Source organism: Stieleria bergensis (assembly GCA_007745635.1).
GTDB lineage: Bacteria > Planctomycetota > Planctomycetia > Pirellulales > Pirellulaceae > Stieleria > Stieleria bergensis.
In genome coordinates this window covers 6,680,437-6,699,731 of the sequence record CP036272.1, presented here as the reverse complement: position 1 = coordinate 6,699,731, position 19,295 = coordinate 6,680,437, and the positions used below count along the sequence as shown (strand labels likewise).

Genomic DNA, 19,295 nt, shown 5'->3' with positions numbered 1-19,295 from the left:
TAGCGACCGAGGTTTTTGTACCGCGCGGTTTGGCGCACCTTCTATAACGCCGCCGCGAGCCACGTTGCAACGTCAGCGAACGGCGATAGCAAACGGCTATACGACGAAGTAATTCGTAATCCCCACTCCAATTCCATTCAAGCCTTCTTTTCGCACGTGCCGGAATGGAAACAAATTCCGATGCTCGTATGTGAGCGGAGCTGGGTGTCAAACTCTATTTTGATTACTTCTCACTGGGTGGAAGATTAGATGAGGCCGGCTTCCTGCCGTGGTTGGGATAGGCAGCCAAGCAGGTGGGCCAACCAAGGCAGCGCGGGTTGTAGAGTTGGCCAAATCGCGGGCGGCATGACGGCTATTGTGGTTGCTAATACGCGCGATGGATCGAAGAGGTCGACGTGACCTACCACTGTCGATTTCCCTTAGATCATCGAAGATAGCAGTTCATCAATGGGGATCGTGGCAAAGGTCGTGGCGTAGTCCGACATGGCATAGGGAAGCACGAGATGCCCGTTGTGGACCACGCTACCGCAACTGTACACCACGTTGGGGACGTAACCTTCCCGTTCATTTTCGTTGGGAGTTAGCAGCGGTTCTTTTAAGCGGCCGATGACTCGCGATGGGTCGTTCAGGTCCAGCAGCATTGCGCCGATGCAGTACTTGCGCATCGGGCCGACACCGTGAGTTAGCACCAGCCATCCCGAATCGGTCTCGATCGGTGAGCCGCAATTGCCCATCTGAACAAACTCCCAAGGGTAAGTTGGCTTTACGATCATCTGTTTCGTATGCCAGAAGTGGAGCATTTCAGAGTGCATCAGGTAGAGATGTTCACCGTCTTGCCTCGACAACATCGTGTAATTCCCGTTGATCTTGCGGGGAAACAGCGCGAGCCCCTTATCCGAAATCGCCGGCCCATTCAGCGTATGCATCTTGAAACGGAGGAAATCCTGTGTTTCAAGCAACTGTGGCAACACCATCTTTCCGTCATAAGCACTGTAGGTGGCGAAGTACTGCGACGAGCCATCTTCCTCCTGAAACTGCACGAAGCGAGCATCCTCAATCCCGTTGGTTTCAGTGGGTCCAAAAGGAAATATCAGCCGTTCGGACAATTCGTGTTCCGGTAAGTAGGTGATTTCGTAGTTTGACTTGGCGAGCGTGACGACTTGCTCAACGATTGGGGCCAGTTCGTGATGTTGGGGCCAATGTTCTCGCAAACCAGTTCTCAGCGAGTCTTCCAGTTGATCCAACGTGAAATCGTAGTCCAATGTAGACAGCACACGATCTGTGAACGGGTTGCCCAACTCAAGTTCGACCAGTTTGCGGAGAAACAAGTCTTTCTCGTAAACCGCATCTGGGACGAACTGGGGCGTCGTCACGAATTTCGTTGGTTCATCAATCGACAACTGGTTGTCCGCATCAATGACCCCCAAACGAAACGTGACTGATGAGATGTGTCCTTCACCGACCGCCCGCAGACTCAACACGAAGCGACGAGAGCCGACCGCAAGGTTCGACTGGTTGGGATGCCAGACGATCGACGGATTGAACAGGGCTGCTGATTCCAGCGCATATTCCTGAGTGAAGTAAGCACCGAGCAACAGTTGGCGGTTTTCGCTCGGTGCCGTGTCGGTCGGCAAATGACGGCGCATCGCTTCATACTGTCCAAGGAAGAATTCACGCGGCCTCTGATGTCTACCGTGGAACTCTTCCAGCACATGGTGCAGTTGCGCATCAACCTCATCTTTTGACAACGTTGAAATGCGAGCGATGAGCCGAAGGATTCGGTCGTCACCTGGAGGCACAAAGGGACGAAGCACCACACGTCGATTGTTGGGGGAAAGTACGATCTCCGTTCGGTTAAGTGGCATAAGTACCGCCGACCGATTCCTGCGATTGCCACTTCGTTTCGGAACTGGCATCAGTCTTGAATGCGGTCACAGAAACTTCAAGTCGCTGCATTTCTGCTAAGGAAAGCAGGAACGCGAGAGTGGACTCGGCTCCTTGATTCTCATTGACCTGATGTTCGGCCAACCCATCGTAGCATCCGCCTGTCGTTGCATTGTAGATCGGCAATCCGAGATCGTTGCGACCAAGGAACCAGTCGAAGGCCAAGTGCGCCTGTTCATACCAAAACGGCTCTTTGACGACGTCATAGGCCGCGATCGCGGCCGATACCATGGCGTGTGCTTCGATTGCCTGTTGATCATAAACGGCGGCCGATCCGTGACGGCGAAAGAAACCATTGCATCCAATTGGACGGAATCGGCCTTCGGGCGATAACTGTTTTCCGCACAGCCAGCGGAGCGATTCGATACCAATCTGCGTGATCCGCGGATTGTCATTCCAACACCCGCTCAGAATCAATGCGTGAGATAGCTTGGCGTTGTTGTACGTCACGATGTCCTCAAACCAAGGCCAGTCGTCTGTTGCCACTTGATCGTATAGGTCGACGAGTTTCTCAGCCAAACGCTCTCCAGTTTGACTGACGACTCGATCACCACTCATCCGGCGCAGATATTCGTGGACACCAAGCAGCGCAAGTGCCCAGGTGCGTGGGTATGTGCTATTTTCGCAGGCGGGCAGCGTTTTGGGAAACAACTCCATCGCCCACGACTGAAAGCCTCGCCGCCGTGAACGACCGACACAGGTACCGAGTGCCCAGACCGCGCGGCCTTGCGAGTCGTCGGAACCATCTTCTTCAAGCCATCGTCGATCGAAGCCAAGGAAGTTACGAAAGCGGCTGGTTTCCGCATTGAATGCGTAATTCAGAAACGCGGCGTAGGTCGATGCCAGCGAGTGCAATTCCTGCGAATCGGTGCCCAATTCTTCCAGCAAGACTGTCAATATCAGGGCCCGTGCGTTGTCGTCGGTACAGTATCCTTCGTGATGGTTGGGGATCGAATAACAAGCGTGCTGAATGATGCCGCTGGAATCGCTGATCCGTTGCAAGTGTTCCAAGTTCATTCGCGGCAAAGCCAACGGTTGCTCATCGAGCGTTCGCACCGCCAGCGGCTTGCGATCGCTGGCGTACTTCGCTTGTGCGTCGCGGAAGGACTGCAAATAGATTTTCGCCACGTGACTCCATCTCATGTCGCGCCCCATGTCGTAGGCACGATCACGCATCAGTTGTCGTCTTTGATCGTCGCCCAACAGCGCGATGATTTCTTGGCCGATCGCATTCGAATCGGCGAACGGAACGAGCACTCCGCGATCGTCAGCGAGCAACTCTTCGGCGTGCCAATATGGCGTCGAGATGACGGCTTGTCCGCAGCCGAACGCGTAGGCAAGCGTCCCGGAAACGGCTTGTTCTACATTTAGATAAGGAGTGATATAGAGGTCCGCTGCGCCGATGAACTGCGTCAATTCCTCCAGTTCCACGAATCGATTGTAGAAGCTAACATTCTTTGTGATACCCAACTCTTTCGCCATTCGTTCCAGGCTGATTCGATAACGTTCGCCTTCGCTGCGCACCAAGCTGGGATGCGTCGCCCCCAGAATCAGATAGACAAAGTTCGGGAACTCGCCCATGACTTCGGGAATCGCATTCAGCACGTACTCGATACCTTTGTTCGGAGACAGTAACCCGAACGTTAGTGCGACCTGCCTGCCTTTCACTCCGAACTGCTCCTTGAATTCGCTCGGATCCGCGTACGCAGCGTCGGGAATGCCGTGAGCGATCAAGTCCACCTTGCTTTCGGGGACCGCGTAGGTTTGGCACAATGTCTCGCGACTTCGCTGGGTCATCACGACCAGTCGCGTCGAGAGTTCGGTCAGTTGTTCCATGACTCTCTGCTGCGTCGCATCGGGTTCGGACAAGACCGTATGCAGGGTCGTCACGACCGGGATCCGAATGTCACGCAAGAAGGCCAGAATGTGGCTGCCTCCAAGGCCACCGAAAATGCCGAACTCGTGCTGTAGCGAGATCACATCGACATTGCTGAAGTTCAAGTAATCGGCTGCGCGACGATAGGCGTCTAGATCCTGTTCCGAGATCTGAAAACTGACTTCGGACGAGTAGTCGTAACCGCCTGGGATATCATCTACAGGCAGGACGACACATTGGGCCGGAGAGGCTCTGGCGACCGCGCCGCGCAAGTCGTGTGTGAACGTTGCGATGCCGCACTTTCGCGGCAGGTAATCGCCAACGAAAGCGATTTTGGTTAAGTCCGAGTCTGGCATGGGAGGTTCCTTGTTTTGTTTCGATTCATTGTCAATTGAGTGCGCCGAGAATGTCCTGTTTCGCGAAACAGACGACGCCGGTCGAAGTGTCAGCTGCGCCGTAAAAGACGCTGATCAGGTCATCGTGCTCGATCGCTGCGGTCGGAAATGTGACGCGGGGTACGAAGCCGTTTCGCTCGAATTCTGACATCGGTCGCATGATCGGCTGCGTGGATCGCGCGAGCACGCGGGCCGGATTGTCTCGATCCAACAGCAGGGCGCCCACGGAATACTCGCCGACATGACCCTCACGCTCATCTCGACGACTGCCGTGGTAGAGATGCAGCCAGCCTTCTTCAATCAGAAGTGGCGGAGTTCCCCCACCCACGCGGTCCGATTCCCATCCGGCCTGCCCTCGATACAGACACTGGTGATCGCCCCAATGCAACAGGTCGGGTGATCGAGCGATCCAAACTTGTGGCGGACTGAAATGCGAATTTGGATTGGGACGATGCAGGGCAACGTATTGGTCGTCAATTTGTTGGGGAAACAGAACGACGTCTTTGTTCTCTGGACAAAAGATCAATCCGTGTCGCTTGATCGTCACCATATCATCGCTGGAAGCGAGCGATGTCGCGGCGCCCTCTCGTGACACAGCGACGTAAGTGATCCAGTAAGTTTCGTCGATCTTGGTGATTCGAGGATCTTCAATGCCGAACTCGTCCGTCGCTGTCTCCGGCAAGAATACCGCCCCTGGCAACCATCCTTCGGAGCTTCCATCACGCTTGCGAAACACGCGGAGATGGGAGACGGACGTCAGCCGCAATAGACCCGTTGACGTTGATTTTACAACCCGCGGATCGACCGATATCCAATCGGATTCAGGGAACCAGTCGACGACACACTCGCCATCTATTTCCCATCGCGGCAGTCCTATGAAACCGGCACGTTGCTCGACTGGTTTCTCCGCAACTCGCACGAGCATCACGACCTCGTTGCGAATCCGAACCACGCCTGGATTGAACACACCGATCACCTCGAATTCGTCTCGCGACGGTTCCAAGTCAGCCGGACAGATCAGGAGTCGTTCGGAAATTCGAGCAATCATGAGCAATCGCTCGATAAGTCCGGCGACGTTTCTGGCGAAATGAACGTCGTGGCGCAGTCCGATAGTCCCAACGTCAACAGCTCGCGAACTTCACTTGGACTTCGACATTGAAGCGCCCGTTCGGCAAGCTCAGCGGCTCGACGTGAATCGACACGACGGATCGCATGGCGAACGGCTGCGCCTCGACTAGGGCTAAGACTCAATTCTCGAACACCTAGGCCGACGAGTAAGCAAGCAAAGTCGGATTCGCCGGCTTCTTCGCCGCAGACGCATACTGAGCAGATCCAACGCTGACTTGATTGGACAACCCGCTTGATGGCGCGAAGGACAGCTGGATGCATGGCCGTGCAATCGTCCGTGCCCTCGGACAAGTCACGATCGGCCGCCAGCATGTACTGAGTCAGATCGTTGGTGCCGATCGCGACAAAGTCTGCCAGTTCTAAAATCTCGTCCAAGGCAAACAGTGCAGCAGGTGTTTCAATCATCGCGCCGACGGCAGGTCGGCGCAGCACATCGAGTTGCCGCACGGCACGATCGACGTCCGCGATTGCTTGAGAAAAGTCGTGACTTCCGATCACCATCGGGAACAAAATGCGAACATCGGCGGTCTGCGCAACTTGAACAATCGCCCGCAATTGGGCGTCAAGAAGATCCTTTTCGGACAGTGAGAATCGTAAGCCACGCAGGTGAAGGCTCGAACGAACGCTGGCATCATCAAGTGCCAGGAACGGAGGAAGTTTGTCACCCCCGAGATCAAAGGTCCGAATCACCATCGGCAAACCAGCTAACTTGTTTGCCATGTCCCCATAGACTTTCGCCTGCAAGTCGAAGCCCGGACGCTTGTGCGAATCGATGAACAAAAATTCGGTGCGAAACAGCCCAACGCCGCCTAAGTGATGATCCGCGATCTGATCCAGTTCATCCGGCAATCCGACGTTTCCCAGCAGTGAAATCGCCACTCCGTCCTGCGTCACACAGGGTTGCTCTTCTTCGCATGCCAGCGATGAGATTTGCCGCTCGTGCTCGAGCTGTCGAGTTGAAAAGTCCGCCTCCTCCGATTCGTCCGGACCGATCGTGACGACTCCCGAAAGGCCATCGACAAGCAATTTCGCGCCGGACGGAACCCGTGTGGTCACGTTCGCGATCCCCGAGATCACCGGGATCCCCAGTGATCGGGCGACGATCGCAGTGTGACTAAACTTCCCTCCGTACTCGGAAACGATTGCGACCACACCACTGTTGGCTAGCCCGACCGCTTCGGATGGAAGCAGTTCGCGCGTCACAATGACGGATCCCGGCGGCAGCATCTCATAGCTCAACGGTGTCACGCCTGCCAAGTTGCGAGTCATCCTCTGGCCCACGTCACGGATGTCCTGTTCGCGTTGCCGAAGGTATTCGTTATCGAGTTTTTGCAATCGGCTGATCCAGTCGCGGATGACCGAATCAAGAGCCTGCTCGACATTGACGAGATCACATCCAATCTGCTTCTTGACTGTCGCCGCAATTTCACTGGCCATTGACGCATGAGCGGACAGCAGCGCTGCGGCGTCTGCGAGTTTCGGATCACCGCTGGCAGTTTGTTCAGCCATCTTCAGTTCACGCTGGGACCGGTCCAGCGCATCGTCAATCCGATCGCATTCCGTTTCCACGTCGTCGTACAGAATATCGCGATCCGGCAACGTCACCTTACGTTCGACCTCGTAGTCGCAGACGATCGCAATCCCACTTGCGAAGCCAGGTGAGACGGGACTCCCTTCCAATATTTTCATTCTTCTTTCCTAGTTGTTGGGTGCGGCGAATATGCCGTCGTGGCTGCCGGCGGCAGCATGTGGATTGCCGATCGTGACGAAGCTGATGGTCATTTGTTGTTCTCGTTAGTCGTCATGTGATGTTGAATAGGGAATCGTCAAAATCTTTGGCTGAGATTGCGCCTGCAAACCGATACCGTGCCGTCCCGGTTTCCCAGTCAAGCCCATACAGAGCGACACTTGTGAAAGCTCCACGTTGTTGATGGTCGCCCCCGCCAATCAGTCGCAATCCATCCTCGCACACAAGCCAAATCACGTCCGTTGGAAGTTGGCTCGGGCTCGTCAAGCAAGACTGCTGATGGCCATCGAATGGACCTCCGACAAATTTAATGATGAGCATTTGCTAGATCATCTATCCGTTTGGCTTCTTCTTATCCAGCACCTGCAACTGGTCGACGACACGCCGGATTCCCTGCACCGCTGCCACGCATCGAACAATTGGCTTTCGCTCATATTCGTTCTTGAGTGTGCCCGTGACAGTGGCATCCCCACCTCGTACAGCCGCACTGATTCGTGCTGATCCAGGACACTTTTGCATCAACTTACGGTCAACATTCTTCTGAAGCGTCTTGTCGGGAATTTGGTTACCAAGGGTCATGATTCTCTCCGGTGTGAAACGGTACCATGCAGCTTGATTCCATGGTTGAACCGAAGCGTTGTACCGAGGTAGTAAGAAGGGTCTTCGCTGAACTGCCGACAGGATTCGTCAGTAAAGAAATAAAGGGTTCGGCCATCCGTTTGGCGAATACTCGATGCCATCGCCTTGGGAAATGAAATGCCCATGACAGGATCAGTCACCATGTGCGACTTCTGATATTCAGGGTGAAAGAAAACGTCGAAGTAGGTTTCGACAAAGCCAACGAGTTTCGCATCGACCCAAGCAACGACATCCGAATCGGTTTGGTCATCGATCGAAATGGCCAGTTGGTCATGGGACACGAACTTCACGAAAACGGGAAGAATTTGTAAGCGATACTCTACGACCGCATTGTCGACGTCACTGTCGTGAAAGACATCGAACGAAAATTCCATTCGCTTTTGTCGCGCCGCGGACGTCGGAAAAGTGACCGTGGTCGTACTGCCATTGCACTTCGCTCCCGCGGTGCATCCGACGCCATCGCTGTGCGTTAACTGGCCGTCGTTGAATTGGCTCTGGCTCATCAGAACTCCCAAGCGATCGTTGATGATCCTGTTGACCCGCGTTCGGGTCGCGGCAAACTGAGCGAGTCGCGATTGACGTCTCGTAAACTTGGTGGCAGCTTTCTTCTGCATTGATCGAACCCGGGCTTCGGCGTTGTCAATCAATGCAATGAGTCGATCGGCAAGTTCTTTTTTCAGTTGGTCTGCTGCGGCCGCTTTTTCGCTGTTTGGGGCAGCAGCAACATACGTGCTAGATGCGAGGTCGGACACGGGTAAGACTCCTTATATTGTTCCAACAATGTTGGGACCACGAGAGGATTTTCGACCGCTCTGTCGGCAACGTCAGCCCGAGAACGAACGCGTCAATCTTCTGCTCTGCCGTCGTCTGGTCGTCTTCGTATCGTTGCTCAAATAGCCTGACAAACGACTCCCGATCACCGGAAATCATGGCCAGGTCCTCGTCTGTAAACTTGCCCCACTTGAGCTTGATTTGCTGGCTGACCGATAGCCAATCGCGTTTCACTTGATCCCACTTCATCCGAAAGTCTCCTGGTTTGGATTTCTATTACTGATACGTCTTCTTCATGTTTCGTTGGGCTCGAACAGGTCGCAGCGCTTGATCACGCCATTTACTGAGTCTTCGCCAGACTGCTCGCCAGTTCCAATTTGGCTAAAGCCTTTTCAACAGAGTAAGCCTGTGATTCTCGATCCAGTGTCAAGCGAAATGAGAGCGCCACCTGATTCTCTTTTTGCTCCACTGCTTCCAAGACGGACTTCATGGTTGCCGCATTCACATGAGTTTCCTGCGGTCCTGCGGCATCAATCACAACCAGTTGCACCGTATCAACCGAATCAGCGATCTGATTCTTCAAGTAGCCTTTCACCAACGGGTAGGGTATGAATGACTGGTCGCTATTGGCACAGAAAAGGTCATACGATTTCTTGCTTGAGAACCCGTAAATCGCCATGTACTGGAGTCCGCCGGGATGAGCCATTAGCTTCGGACCTAAACGTTGATTGCCGTCAAGCAAAACGTCGCAGGGTGTATTGGCTAGGAGAGCGTTCATGGTCGAACCTTTGTAAGTTCATTTCACTTTGTGTTCGTGATCAGCACATCGCTGGTCAGCAGTAGCGTGGAAACACTGGCGGCGTTCTGCAATGCGCAACGAACGACCTTCGCGGGATCAATGATGCCCGCGACCACCAGATCTTCAAATCGATCTTCGGCAGCGTTGTATCCATAGTTGCCTTTCTCCGCGGCGACTTTTTCGTGGATCAAACGACCGTTCCCGCCTGCGTTCTCCGCAATCCATATCAGTGGCGAGCGGCAGGCACGCAGCACAATGTCGTAGCCCACCTGTTCGCCGTCGCTGAGTTTCGCGGGCTTGCAGGCCGCCGCGGCACGCATCAGCGCGACGCCGCCGCCGGGAAGGACTCCCTCCTCGGCTGCAGCGCGAGTCGCATTCAACGCATCCTCGAAGCGCAGTTTCTTCTCTTTGACTTCTGACTCGGTGGCACCCCCGACGCTGATCGTGGCAACGCCTCCACACAGTTTCGCTTTCCGTGACCGCAATTTCTCTTGGTCGTAGTCCTGGGTCGCTTTCTCAAGTTCGCTATCGATCTGAGCGATGCGGGCTTGAATTTCCGACTTCGTCCCTGCGCCATCAATGATTGTTGTGTGATCCTTATCGATGATGACTTTTTTGGCTCGCCCGAGTGAGTCGAGTCCTAGATTCTTCAGCTGCAAACCGAGACTCTCGGCAATCGTATTGCCACCGGTCATGATCGCGATGTCTTCCATCATCTCCTTGCGACGATCTCCGTACCCCGGTGACTTCACGGCGCAGCAGGTGAATGTTCCTCGCAGACCATTGATCACCAGCGTCGTTAGCGCTTCACCCTCTACGTCTTCGGCCACGATCAACAGCGGTCTGCCAGCCGCCGCAACTTTTTCCAGTAGGGGCAGGAATTCCTGGACATTGGAGATTTTTGCTTCGTGGATTAAAACATAGGGATCCTCCAAGACGCACTCCATCGATTCCGGGTGGTTGACGAAGTAGGGCGACAGGTATCCGTTGTCGAATTGCATCCCTTTGACCCAATTGACTTCGTTGTCGACCGCTTTCCCGTCTTCGATCGTGACAATGCCTCCGGAACCAACCTGTTGCAACGCATCGGCGACAACCTTTCCGATCGTCAAATCGTTGTTGGCGGCAATCGATGCGACCTGAGCCATCGCCTTTTGCCCCTTGATTGCGACGGAACGGGACTGCAAGTGACGCACCACATCTGCAGTCGCCTTTTCGATTCCGCTCTTGAGTCCAACCGGATTGACGCCGGCGACAACCGCTCGCAGTCCCTCGTTGAAAATTGCGTCTGCCAGTACCGTTGCGGTTGTCGTGCCATCGCCCGCCACCTGGTTCGTTTTTGACGCGACTTCACGAACCATTTTCACGCCGATATTTTCGTCGGCGTCATCCAGGTCGATTGCGTCGGCAACGGTGACGCCATCTTTGGTGACTGTCGGCGGCCCAAACGAATTAGCGAGCATCACCGTATGGCCGCACGGGCCAAGGGTGCTGCGTACCGTTCTCGCTAGTTGACCGACACCGCGTCGGATCGCTTCGCGAGCTTCGTCGTGATAGAGCAGTTTGGACATCTTGGCACCTAGGTGTGATTCGTTATTCGGTTCATTGGTTTGCCTCTCTCGCCCTTGGGAAGGGAATCATGGAAGGCCCTTTGTCATCGCCGACATTCCGAGGACCGTTCGGTCGGTCGCGTGTCGCGCCTTGTTTCGGTTCGTTGGGTTGTGTGCCCTGCGCACCTTGCTTTGGTTTCGCTCGAAGGTGGCCAGCGCGGAATGCAGCGGCCAGCGCTGCGGGCACCTGGGCCTCGGCAAGCACTAATTCCGCCCGGGCTTCAGTTACCTTGGCCTTCATCTGCTGCTCTTGAGCCACCGCTTTGGCGCGACGCACTTCGGCCTGGGCTCTCGCAATGCGAGTATCAGCGTCTGCCTGATCGGTCTGCAGGCGTGCCCCAATGTTCTCTCCGACGTCGATGTCGGCAATATCGATCGAGACAATCGAAAAGGCGGTGTTGGCGTCCAAGCCATGTGACATCGCAGCTTTTGAGATCTGCGCCGGCATCTCTAGTACGTCCATGTGCGAATTCGCCGATCCGATCGCAGAAACGATTCCTTGACCGACGCGAGCGGTGATCGTTTCTTCGGTCGCCCCTCCGATTAACTGGTCCAGATTCGTACGAACCGTCACCCTAGCACCAACCAGAAGTTCGACACCGTTCTTGGCAACCGCGCTAAGAGTTTTTTTGCCCTCGCCGTCCTGACGCGGACAGGAGATCACTCGCGGCGAAACACTCGTTTGCACCGCCAGCAGCACGTCACGCCCTGCCAGGTCAATCGCGGTGGCGCGGTCAAAGTCCAAGTCGATTCCGGCTCGTTGTGCGGCGATGATAGCCCGAACCACGGTCATCACATCACCGCCAGCCAGATGATGTGCAAGTAGACGATCGGTGCTCATTCCGCCTTCGCGGTCAATTCGCAAACCTGCCTGCCGGCCCATGACCTTGGCGGTCACGATCAAACGGTGTTCAATCCTCAGAAAGCTCATGACGATCAGGCTTTTCATGTTCACGTCCGCGCCCGACATGTACGCCTGAAGCCAGTACGATCCCCACTTTGCGAAAACCGCAATGAGCAGCACGACCACCAGGGAAGCGATCAATGCTGCCCCAAGTAGCAGTTGCCAAGCACTGGGAATCCACACGTTTGCCATCATTTCCATCGCGACTGCCTCCTTTGGCAGGGCGGACATCGATCGGCTTATCGAGAAAACAAATGCTCCCGATACAACCATCATTTGTCAGTCAAACTTTCGTACTGACGATCCAAAGATCCGTTGCCGAATCATTCGTCCTAAAAGTCGCGCCCGGTTGCCCACAATCTGGGCGCGTAGACTCGATAGCCGTACAGCAAAGCGACGGCACCTCCGGTGGCGATCACCAGACTGCGGACGTCAAAGCCGGTCACGCTTCCGAATCCAATCGCTGTTGCGATCATTCCGCCGACGATCGCACCGCCAATGCCAATCAGCATCGTGGCGACAATCCCACCGGGGTCCGACCCAGGCATCATCCACTTCGCAAGGACTCCGGCAAACAGTCCCATCGCAATCCACAGTAGAATTCCCATAGCAGCCTCCTAAAGGCGTTCGAGAAAGTGTCATTCGATTTCGCGACCTGAGCTAAAGTTGCCCATGCCGGTGAATGCCAAAGTTCAATCAGAACTCGATCAATAAGTTGGCTTCATTCAGTCAGAATCATCAACCTGCGACAGCGGATGGAATCCGTCATCATCGGATCGCTCCATCGATTCACGGTCACTACCTTTGTACGAATCCAATTCAGGAGACAATAAATACACCTGCACCATCACACTGGACTTGAACGTATGGGCGATAACGCCGGTTCCTGTATCGATTTCGGCGGTTGCTTCTCGCACATCCCGACCTGTAATTGTCTTGATTTTCTCGCGTATCGACGTGGACGAACTGGCGAATAGCTGTCGGTGAAACTCTTGTACCTGCGCTGCTCCCTGTGGAGTACGCAACAACGCCTGCTCGGCAGGTGAGAGTGCATCGTCCAAGGTCACGACCAACGTGTTGCCACTGAGGATTGCATTAACCGCTGTGGGAGCGACTCCCGTCCTCTTCTGTTGCATCGCGCCGGCGACACGGGCAACTTGTTGCGTCAAGGTCGATTTGGATTCATTCATTTGGTCACTCCCCGTTCCGTGCGTCTGGGTTAGTCTGCCAGAGAAAAACGCGCACAAAAAAAGCCGACGCGGTAGAACACCTAAAGGTATTCCGCCACATCGGCTTACTTTTTAACGAGCCCTCGGGATCCCAGCTGACTGGGCTTCTCAGATTGCTCTTTATCTTGTCGTCCGGTTTGGTGCCGATGAAAAGATCTTCCGATCAGCTCTCGGCACTTTCATAGTACCGCCGCCGCGTGAAAGCACAATGGTATCGCTGATAATTCGAGTCACTTGTTCTTGTTTTGCAGGCATCTTGGAGAAACGACAAATGAATTTGGCTTGCGCTGGACACCTCGTATTGCAATCTAGAGTCCATCCCTTCTTTCTTCATTAGCCTCCGAACTAGTCGGAATTCTTCGCTTTAACCAAGACTGCTCGGTTAGACTGCGCTCGAGAATCAACTGATATCCACTCAAGCTTACAAAGCTGCCGACGGCCCATTGCGGTGAATTCACGTCGGAATCTATCCGTCCTACCGTACACCGGATCGATCGCAGCTCGCAGGACGACGTTGTTAACAATGACATTCGCTATCGATCAAGGAGACGCAGAGATGGGTGACAAGGGAAGTAAAGACAAAGGCAAAAGAGAAAAACAGAAAAAGGCGCAGCGGAGTCCGAAGGAAAAACGGAAGTTGCAAAAAGAGAAGAAGGAAAAAGGCTGAAAGCAGGCTGGCCAAATTGCTCGGTCCCTGCTTGGCATTTTCTAGGTGCCAACAACGCGGCGGTACAGGGTTAGATAGTCATCCGCCATCCGATCAACGGAAAATCGATCTGCTACGGCGCGGCGGACGCGGCTGCGATCGATCTCGTCGACACGCTCGATTGCCTGATTCACTTCGCTAAGACTGTCGACCAGAAAACCAGTGATGCCATCCTCGATCAGCTCAGGCATCGATCCGCGCCGCGTTGCGATTACCGGCGTACCACAAGCCATCGCCTCGATAACCGAAAGCCCAAACGGCTCGTCGAAATTGATCAGGTGCAGGAGCGCACGTGCGTCTCCAAGGGCCCGCAGCCGCTGCGCCCCACCGACAGCGCCGTGATAGGTTACCCGCGCGCCATCAACGGCTGGCTCGACATCCCGCTCATAATAGTCTTTATCCTGGACGATGCCGTACATGTGGAGATGGCGTCCGCACGTGCGGGCGGCAGCGATCGCCTCAGCAGCACCCTTGTCGGGGTGGATGCGTCCGAAGAAGAGCAGATCGTCACTGCCGGCTGGATTCAGCGGAAAATCGTCGATAGGAATGCCGTGATGAATCGTCGCCGCGTAGCGCAGGTCGGGATGACGATCCGCGTCGCTGATGGCAACGTAATGAACCAGGTCCTGGTATTCCGCATACATCGGCAGGATGCGCTCTGACGAGAAGCCGTGGATCGTCGTCACGATCGGCGTGTCGGTCAGGCGCGCGAAAGCGTGGGCAGGGAAGTCCGCCTGATTGTGAATCAGATCGAACCGGTCGGCTTGTTCAAACAGGTGGGCCAGGTGGCGGAATTCCCAGACCTTCGCGTCGATCGATGTATCTTCCCCGTAGGGAGCTGGCACGACGCCATCGAGCTCCGCGGCGGTGATGCTGTCGAGCGTGGCGAAAAGAGTGACGTCGATCCCACGTGCGACGAGCGCCTCGGTCAGCATACTGGTGACGAGCTCCCAGGGCCCGTAATTTCTCGGGGGCGTGCGCCAAGCGATCGGGGCCAGCATGGCAATTCGCATCTTAGCGTTTCTCCCTCAGTCTCAGTACGACACCTTCGTTCGGGGCAAGCGTGTCGTCCATCGGTCGTTCCGCAAGCGTTGAACAAAGCACTTCGGCGACGCACGTATCCGTGGGCAGGGTCAACGGCCGCGTCTTGTCGCCCAGGTTCAACGCGATCATCAGGCACTCGTCGGTATGTCGCCGCTGGTAGGCGAGCACTTCGTCCGCCGCGTCCACGAGTGTGAAATCTCCGATGGCGAGTGCGTCGTGTGATCGCCGCAGCGTTAGCAAAGATCGGTAGAGACACAGAAGTGAGTTGCTGCTGCGATCTTGTGCTGCAACGTTGCGCGACTGCCAGTCTTGGTTGAGCGGAAGCCAGGGATCGACAGTGCTGAACCCCGCATTTGCCGACTCATCCCACGGTATCGGCGTGCGCGAGCGATCGCGACCGATCCCCAGCCCGGGCTGACGCAGATGCTGCGGGTCGCGCATCCGATCGGGCGCAATCTGCACCTCGCCGATGCCGATTTCGTCGCCCTGGTACAGCGTCGGCGTGCCGCGAAGCGTCAGCAGAAGCATGGCTGCAATTCGTGCCTGCGCCTCGCCAACTCGCGCAGCAATGCGCGGCGCGTCGTGGCTGCCGATTACCCAGTTGGGCCAGCCGAACCAAGGCACAGACTCCTCGTAAGCGACAATCGTCCGTCGCAGCGAGGCTGCGTCCCAGGCGTTTTCGATGAGCTGAAAATTGAACGGCAGATGCACTTGAAGACGATCCGGCGTGCCGTACCAGCGGGCAAGGCGGTCGTTGGGCAAACAGATCTCGCCGATCAGGAGGCGGTCGCCATAGCTGTCTGCCAGAGCGCGAAACTCGGCAGAGATTGCATGCGCTTCCGGCTGGTCGGTGGAATAGAGCTGGATCAGCCGGTCGCGCTGCGTGCGGTCGGGCGTCCAGTACGCATTGATCGGATTGTCGGGCAGTCCTTCGGCCTTGATGATGTGCCAGAGCACGTCGATCCGGAATCCGTCGACGCCGCGGTCGAACCAGAATCGCAGCACCGCCATCATAGCTTCGCGTACCTCGGGCTTGCGCCAGTTGAGGTCGGGCTGTGATTTTAGGAACGCATGAAGGTAGTACTGGCCGGTGGATTCGTCCCACTGCCATGATGAGCCACCGAAGTCGCTGATCCAGTTGTTCGGCGGTCCTTCGTCGGGCGCCGGATCACGCCAGATGTACCAATCTCGCTTCACGTTCTCACGCGAAGAGCGACTTTCGACAAACCATGGATGTTGGTCTGACGAATGATTGGGAACGAAATCGAGCAGAAGCCTGAGCCCGCGCCCGTGGACCGCCGCAAGCAGCCGGTCGAACCCGGCGAGATCGCCGAACATGGGATCGATTTCACAATAGTCAGCAATGTCGTAGCCGAAATCCGCCATTGGAGAGGGATAAATCGGCGACAGCCAAATCGCATCGATCCCAAGCTCAGCGAGATAATCCAGCCGAGACTCAATTCCCGCAAGGTCACCCACGCCGTCAGCATCGCTATCCTGAAACGATCGGGGATAGATCTGATAGATCACCCCGTGCTCCCACCAAGGCACCCGTCGCGGACCTTCGCACATCGGTTTGCGCATCAAGAAACACCGCTGCTCGTGCGATCGTTCCCAAGACGATGCGGGAAGAAAGAGGATCGAACTGCTGATTCCAAGTTGCACAAAACGATGCGAGTGCCTTTCGACTGGAGCTTTGCTTTGAACCGTTTTAGTTCGTCGATACATTCCGTACTGAACCCGCGCAGGCCCGCGAAGTCCAGCAGGACACGACTGTCGTTCACGACGGAATCTGCCAGATGCGAGAAATCAGAGCGGAGTTCAATAGAGAGCTGCGAGTCTAAGCATTCTTTCCGCTTGAACTTGACGTGGATCATTTTCGCACTTCGTGAAGCGACCAAATGCTGGAACGTCCACGACTTTGGATCATCAGATTCAACCTCGTGACGAGTCGACCTGGAAGACAGCGCACACGCCGCTTCCTCAAGAAAGTCAAACATTTCAAAAGTTCTATGGCGGTATTTTGCCATCTTGCGCTGTCTCGATTCTCGAGGAATTCAATAACGGCAATGGGGAATAGCTCCGACTATCTCACCATACGCCCAAGAGAATGGCGTCCGATCTCTTAAAGAATCGTTGCACGCGTGATTTCGGCACGCTGAAAACGAGACTCCGACCGCTCGATGCCCCGCCGATCTAGTTGACACGGTGCAGAGACAAGGTCCAAAGATAAGTTCAGTCTACGCATAAAAGAACATCCTACAAGTGCTCAAGCACGTGCCAGCCGGACCGCAACGCTCTTTTGCTGCGCCTGCGAACTCGAATCCATGGGGGAAATAGGCTTCCTCCCGGACGATTGTGGCTTACCCCGTTCGCCGTTTTTGTAGAATGCACAACAAGAATCGGGGAACGCTGGTCACCTTTCGCCCACCTTTCGCTCGACGAGCCCGCAGCGAATGCATTGATTAATGCATGAATCACATAGCGATTGCATGAAAACACAGGGTGAAATTGAAGCCGCGGTCTGCAAAGGACTGTCCCATTTCGAGCAGGATTACATGGGGCGGGGCCCGAAGGATATACGGGCTCATTTAATTGACGACTTGCTAGTGGTTCGATTGCAGGGCGTCTTGACGGCGGCCGAGCAGCATCTGGTAACAACTTTCCCCGCAGAGAAAGGGCGAGACCTGCTGAAACAGGTTCGGACCCAACTGATCGAAACCGCTCGTCCAGCGTTGGAGACATTGATTCAGGATATCACTGAAATCAAGGTTCGCAGCCTACACCACGATATCAGTACCCACACGGGTGAAGAAGTCGTCATTTTTACGCTCGAAGAGGCCCCCACATACCGCGATTCAAAGAAGAAATAGGCATTCAGCGTTTCGCATCGAAATACAAAACGTCTAACGGCCCCACCATCACGATCCACAATTCTTCGCCACATAGTCCACGTTATCGGACGCTGAAGCATGACGCAGCCGGTAAGATCGATATGTCCGTTTAATTTGAGGCAGGATTTCAATCCGCGGAATGCTATCAGCTCGATTAGCTGGCACGATTCGATGACTAGCAATCTCTCTGGAATAGGCCTGCGTCACGCATGCGTTCAAAGTGCATGGTCAGTTTTTCTGCCAGAGCGTGTTGCTCGATACGCAGGCCGACTTCGATGTTTCTCTGCTGGCCGGCTTCTGTGAAATTGGCCGAAGAAACGAAGACTTGCTCTCGATCGACGACGACACATTTTGCGTGGAGCGATGATCTAACGGGGGCATCGTCGGCAACACTTCTCGGATCGAAGTAGATCTCTGGAAGACAACAGCCTGATGGCCACTTCTTGGACTTGAATCGCTGAATAAATCGCGAGACAAGGATATCCGATTTGTTCCGATCACGATCTGGACGGGCGATGTTCAAGAAGAACCTGACGTCCAAATCGGGATTTGATTCCATGCGATTCGCGAGTGCTTCAAATACCTGTTGTCCCTGAAATACAGCGTAGCCAACCACCAAGACGGACTCGCGTGCGTGCGCGAACATTTCCCTCACAACGACGGCCGTTTCCCGATTGGTGATTCCTGCAGCCTCCGGGCCCGAAGTGACCAACTCGAGTTCAACTTCTCGGCTCTTGCGATGATTGCGATCTGCTCGAATCAATTCCAATGTGGCGACCAAATGCTCTGATTTGAAACCAAGTGAATGCTGAGAATTGATCGCGTCTACGACGCGATCGACCAAGCCCGTCGAGATCAATCGGCTGATCTGCAAGCTGTTCGTAGGCAAAGTAACACGACGAGCCTCTAGCCCATCGATCAGGCTTTTCAGATCACTGTCTCTCAGTAGAACGAGATCGTTGAACAATGGGATGGCTCCGATTCTTAGCTGCGACCGAAGAACTCGATGCCAAGGCTGTCGACAGTGGGAACCACGAGTGCCCGATCAAGAAACTCCTTGTGCTGTTCACAGGATGTTTCCGAGATCAACAAGCATCCGTGACAAGCCGCTCCATGAAGATAGCGTCGTTCGTGCTGGTTCGCTGGATCATGCTGAGCACAAACGGGATCGTTGGAACACAGTTCCCCCATGTTTAGTGCCGTGCGGATGTGTTCGTGAATGCGACGCCCAACTTGTACAAGTCCACCAAGGGTGCCCTCCGCGTCCGACGTGCCCGTGAACAGCAAGACGCCATAACCTACATCAGGGATTGCATAGATGCGTTCACGGATCGAACTCGCGGGATATCCGCATTCGAGCGAAACCGATGTGACCAGCAAGTGTGCAAAGGAGTGCAACATGACATATGGCAGCAGCCCACCTTCCTCAACAAATTTCTTCTGAGCTCCGTTTCGTTCCGCTTTCCAAGCTTCGTAGCCGCCGAGAAGCTTGAGTCCATGTTCCTGAACATCAGGGCGTGCTGCCCAATTCTCAATTGCTTCTGTGTCAAACTGAATGAAAACACCTTCGCCGCGATGATCGCCCAGCCAAGGCCAACGGAAAAGAAGT

The 19,295-nt window shown here is 55.0% G+C and carries 17 protein-coding genes; 2 read left to right on the top strand and 15 right to left on the bottom strand.

Annotation, left to right across the window (positions count from 1 at the left end; genetic code table 11):
• Positions 1 to 419: 419 nt before the first annotated feature.
• The 11 genes from SV7mr_RS23600 to SV7mr_RS23550 all read right to left on the bottom strand — a co-directional run bounded on the left by SV7mr_RS23600 (position 420) and on the right by SV7mr_RS23550 (position 13,003).
• Positions 420 to 1,865 carry a glycoside hydrolase family 130 protein gene (locus tag SV7mr_RS23600; protein WP_145277318.1) on the bottom strand — a complete coding sequence of 482 codons (1,446 nt, stop codon included), beginning with the start codon at positions 1,863 to 1,865 and terminating at the stop codon, positions 420 to 422.
• Entirely contained in the window at positions 1,855 to 4,176 is a 2,322-nt protein-coding gene (locus SV7mr_RS23595; RefSeq protein ID WP_145277316.1) for a glycosyltransferase family 4 protein, read from the bottom strand. Before SV7mr_RS23595 ends, SV7mr_RS23600 begins: the two co-directional genes overlap by 11 nt.
• A gap of 31 nt (positions 4,177 to 4,207) precedes the next feature.
• A complete protein-coding gene (locus SV7mr_RS23590) occupies positions 4,208 to 5,263 on the bottom strand; it encodes a glycoside hydrolase family 130 protein (RefSeq protein WP_145277314.1) in 1,056 nt (351 codons plus the stop codon).
• Positions 5,260 to 7,032, bottom strand: a complete 1,773-nt coding sequence (ptsP, locus tag SV7mr_RS23585) for a phosphoenolpyruvate--protein phosphotransferase (RefSeq protein ID WP_145277312.1) — start codon at positions 7,030 to 7,032, stop codon at positions 5,260 to 5,262. Before ptsP ends, SV7mr_RS23590 begins: the two co-directional genes overlap by 4 nt.
• Positions 7,033 to 7,423: 391 nt before the next feature.
• Positions 7,424 to 7,669: a BON domain-containing protein gene (locus SV7mr_RS23580; RefSeq protein WP_145277310.1), complete on the bottom strand. Its 246-nt coding sequence runs from the start codon at positions 7,667 to 7,669 to the stop codon at positions 7,424 to 7,426.
• On the bottom strand, positions 7,666 to 8,481 hold the full coding sequence (locus SV7mr_RS23575; RefSeq protein ID WP_145277308.1) for a hypothetical protein: 816 nt from the start codon (positions 8,479 to 8,481) through the stop codon (positions 7,666 to 7,668). Before SV7mr_RS23575 ends, SV7mr_RS23580 begins: the two co-directional genes overlap by 4 nt.
• A gap of 359 nt (positions 8,482 to 8,840) precedes the next feature.
• The gene (locus SV7mr_RS23570; RefSeq protein WP_145277306.1) at positions 8,841 to 9,278 is read right to left on the bottom strand and encodes a hypothetical protein; all 438 of its coding nucleotides are present in this window, start codon (positions 9,276 to 9,278) and stop codon (positions 8,841 to 8,843) included.
• Positions 9,279 to 9,301: 23 nt separating this feature from the next.
• On the bottom strand, positions 9,302 to 10,870 hold the full coding sequence (gene groL, locus SV7mr_RS23565; RefSeq protein ID WP_145277304.1) for a chaperonin GroEL: 1,569 nt from the start codon (positions 10,868 to 10,870) through the stop codon (positions 9,302 to 9,304).
• Between the two features lie 31 nt (positions 10,871 to 10,901).
• On the bottom strand, positions 10,902 to 12,014 hold the full coding sequence (floA, locus tag SV7mr_RS23560; RefSeq protein WP_473163697.1) for a flotillin-like protein FloA: 1,113 nt from the start codon (positions 12,012 to 12,014) through the stop codon (positions 10,902 to 10,904).
• A gap of 131 nt (positions 12,015 to 12,145) precedes the next feature.
• A complete protein-coding gene (locus tag SV7mr_RS23555; RefSeq protein WP_145277302.1) occupies positions 12,146 to 12,421 on the bottom strand; it encodes a GlsB/YeaQ/YmgE family stress response membrane protein in 276 nt (91 codons plus the stop codon).
• A gap of 117 nt (positions 12,422 to 12,538) precedes the next feature.
• Positions 12,539 to 13,003 carry a Na-translocating system protein MpsC family protein gene (locus tag SV7mr_RS23550; protein ID WP_145277300.1) on the bottom strand — a complete coding sequence of 155 codons (465 nt, stop codon included), beginning with the start codon at positions 13,001 to 13,003 and terminating at the stop codon, positions 12,539 to 12,541.
• Positions 13,004 to 13,565: 562 nt separating this feature from the next.
• Here SV7mr_RS23550 and SV7mr_RS25795 point away from each other — a divergent pair.
• The gene (locus SV7mr_RS25795) at positions 13,566 to 13,709 is read left to right on the top strand and encodes a hypothetical protein (protein ID WP_419187841.1); all 144 of its coding nucleotides are present in this window, start codon (positions 13,566 to 13,568) and stop codon (positions 13,707 to 13,709) included.
• A gap of 41 nt (positions 13,710 to 13,750) precedes the next feature.
• Here the strand turns inward: SV7mr_RS25795 and SV7mr_RS23545 are convergent, their stop codons facing one another.
• Positions 13,751 to 14,761: a glycosyltransferase family 4 protein gene (locus SV7mr_RS23545; RefSeq protein ID WP_145277298.1), complete on the bottom strand. Its 1,011-nt coding sequence runs from the start codon at positions 14,759 to 14,761 to the stop codon at positions 13,751 to 13,753.
• A 1-nt stretch (position 14,762) separates the two neighbouring features.
• Complete coding sequence (locus SV7mr_RS23540; RefSeq protein ID WP_419187840.1) at positions 14,763 to 16,322, bottom strand: alpha-amylase family glycosyl hydrolase; 1,560 nt, start codon at positions 16,320 to 16,322, stop codon at positions 14,763 to 14,765.
• 938 nt (positions 16,323 to 17,260) lie between these two features.
• On the opposite strand from SV7mr_RS23540, the gene SV7mr_RS23535 reads away from it, so the two are divergent.
• Positions 17,261 to 17,665, top strand: a complete 405-nt coding sequence (locus SV7mr_RS23535; RefSeq protein WP_419187839.1) for a Na-translocating system protein MpsC family protein — start codon at positions 17,261 to 17,263, stop codon at positions 17,663 to 17,665.
• Positions 17,666 to 17,861: 196 nt separating this feature from the next.
• Here SV7mr_RS23535 and drmC read toward each other — a convergent pair whose 3' ends face one another.
• Both drmC and drmB read right to left on the bottom strand, forming a co-directional pair.
• On the bottom strand, positions 17,862 to 18,653 hold the full coding sequence (drmC, locus tag SV7mr_RS23530; RefSeq protein WP_145277296.1) for a DISARM system phospholipase D-like protein DrmC: 792 nt from the start codon (positions 18,651 to 18,653) through the stop codon (positions 17,862 to 17,864).
• 17 nt (positions 18,654 to 18,670) lie between these two features.
• Entirely contained in the window at positions 18,671 to 19,273 is a 603-nt protein-coding gene (gene drmB, locus SV7mr_RS23525) for a DrmB family protein (protein ID WP_145277294.1), read from the bottom strand.
• Between the last annotated feature and the right edge of the window lie 22 nt (positions 19,274 to 19,295).